This is a genomic window from Sandaracinobacteroides sp., from assembly GCF_057137845.1.
The window spans coordinates 1-1848 of the sequence record NZ_DBNHFX010000203.1; the positions used below are offsets into that span (position 1 = coordinate 1).

Here is a 1848-nt window from a genome sequence, read left to right on the forward strand (position 1 = left end):
GTTGCCGGCGTTGCGCCATCCGGGGCGACGGTTCTGGTTACCGGCAGGTCAGGAACCGGCAAGGAGAATGTCGCGCGGGCGCTGCATGCCGGCAGTACGCGTGCATCCGCGCCATTCGAAGCGGTGAACTGCGGCGCCATACCGGCGGAACTTGCAGAAGCAGAACTGTTCGGTGCCGAAGCTGGCGCATACACCGGCGCCGTGAAGGCGCGGGTCGGCCGGCTGGAGGCGGCGAACGGAGGAACGCTGTTCCTCGACGAGATCGGGGATCTGCCGTTGCCATTGCAGGTGAAGTTGCTGCGTGCCATCGAAACGCGCGAAATCCAGCGGCTTGGCGCATCGAAGCCGGTGCCGGTCGATTTCAGGCTTGTAGCTGCAACCAATATCGATCTGGATCGCGCGGTTGCCGAAGGCCGTTTCCGCGAGGACCTGTATTGGCGCATCGCGGTTGTCTGGATCGATCTGCCGCCGCTTTCCGAGCGGGTCGAGGATATTCCAGCGCTTGTCGCGCATTTCGGCCGGGATGGCCGTGCGCGTCTGCACCTGACAGCGTGTGGAGAGCACGCCCTGGCCGCGCATACCTGGCCGGGGAACTTGCGCGAGTTGCGTAATCTGGTCGAGCGTGCACATGCATTGGGCGAGCGGGTGCTGGACGCCGGCGCGGTGGCCCGGCTGCTGCATCCTGCACGCCGCCCGATGGCGCAATGGCTGGCAGGCGAAACGCCGCAGGCAGCCGCCCGCAGCAGCGATCTGACCGCGCTGCCTGGCGTCAGTGTGCCTGAGCCGGTTGCTCTGAAAAGGCTGATCGCCGAGGCCGAGTCTCTGTTGATCAGCGACGCGCTCGCCCGGTCGAACGGAACGGTCGCCGATTCGGCCCGGCTGTTGGGCCTGAAGCGGACGACGCTGGTCGAGAAGATGAAGCGGATGGGCCTCAGGGCGGCAAACGAAGCCGCCTGAGGCCGATCGTGCAGCCGCCCCGGGGGGAGGCGGCCTTCGTTCAGCGCTGGCTGATCGGCACGTAATCGCGCTGGGGCGCCCCGGTATAAAGCTGGCGCGGGCGGCCGATCTTCTGCTCGGGGTCGCCGATCATTTCGTTCCATTGCGCTACCCAGCCAACGGTGCGGGCCAGTGCGAACAGCACGGTGAACATGCTGGTGGGGAAGCCGATCGCCGACAGGATGATGCCGGAATAGAAGTCGACGTTGGGGTAAAGCTTCTTGTCGACGAAATACGGGTCCTTCAGTGCGATCTGTTCCAGTTCGCGGGCAACGTCGAAGATCGGATCGTCGACGCCCAGCTTTTCCAGCACCTCATATGCAGTTTTCTGCATGACTTTCGCGCGCGGATCGTAGTTTTTGTACACCCGGTGCCCAAAGCCCATCAGGCGGAACGGGTCGTCCTTGTCCTTGGCGCGGGCGATATATTCCGGGATGCGTTCCGGGCGGCCGATTTCGCGCAGCATGTTCAGCGCTGCTTCGTTGGCGCCGCCATGTGCGGGGCCCCACAGGCAGGCAATGCCGGCCGCGATGCAGGCGAACGGGTTTGCGCCCGACGAACCGGCCAGACGCACCGTCGAGGTTGAGGCGTTCTGTTCGTGGTCGGCGTGGAGGATGAAGATGCGGTCCATCGCCTGTTCGACCACCGGATCGACGACATAGGGTTCGGCCGGCACGCCGAACGTCATGCGCAGGAAGTTCGCCGAATAGGACAGCGAATTGTCAGGATACATGAACGGCTGGCCGATCGAGTATTTATAGGCCATCGCCGACAGGGTGGGCATCTTGGCGATCAGCCGGTGGCTGGCGATCATCCGCTGCATCGGATCGTCGATGTCCGTCGAGTCGTGGT

The 1848-nt window shown here is 64.4% G+C and carries 2 protein-coding genes; one reads left to right on the plus strand and one right to left on the minus strand.

Annotation, left to right across the window (positions count from 1 at the left end; genetic code table 11):
• Positions 1–957: sigma-54 interaction domain-containing protein (locus AC16JP_RS11230; protein ID WP_484340705.1), on the plus strand; the 957-nt coding region annotated here is incomplete at its 5' end.
• Between the two features lie 40 nt (positions 958–997).
• Here the strand turns inward: AC16JP_RS11230 and AC16JP_RS11235 are convergent.
• On the minus strand, positions 998–1848 hold an 851-nt coding region (locus AC16JP_RS11235), incomplete at its 5' end, for a citrate synthase (RefSeq protein ID WP_484340706.1).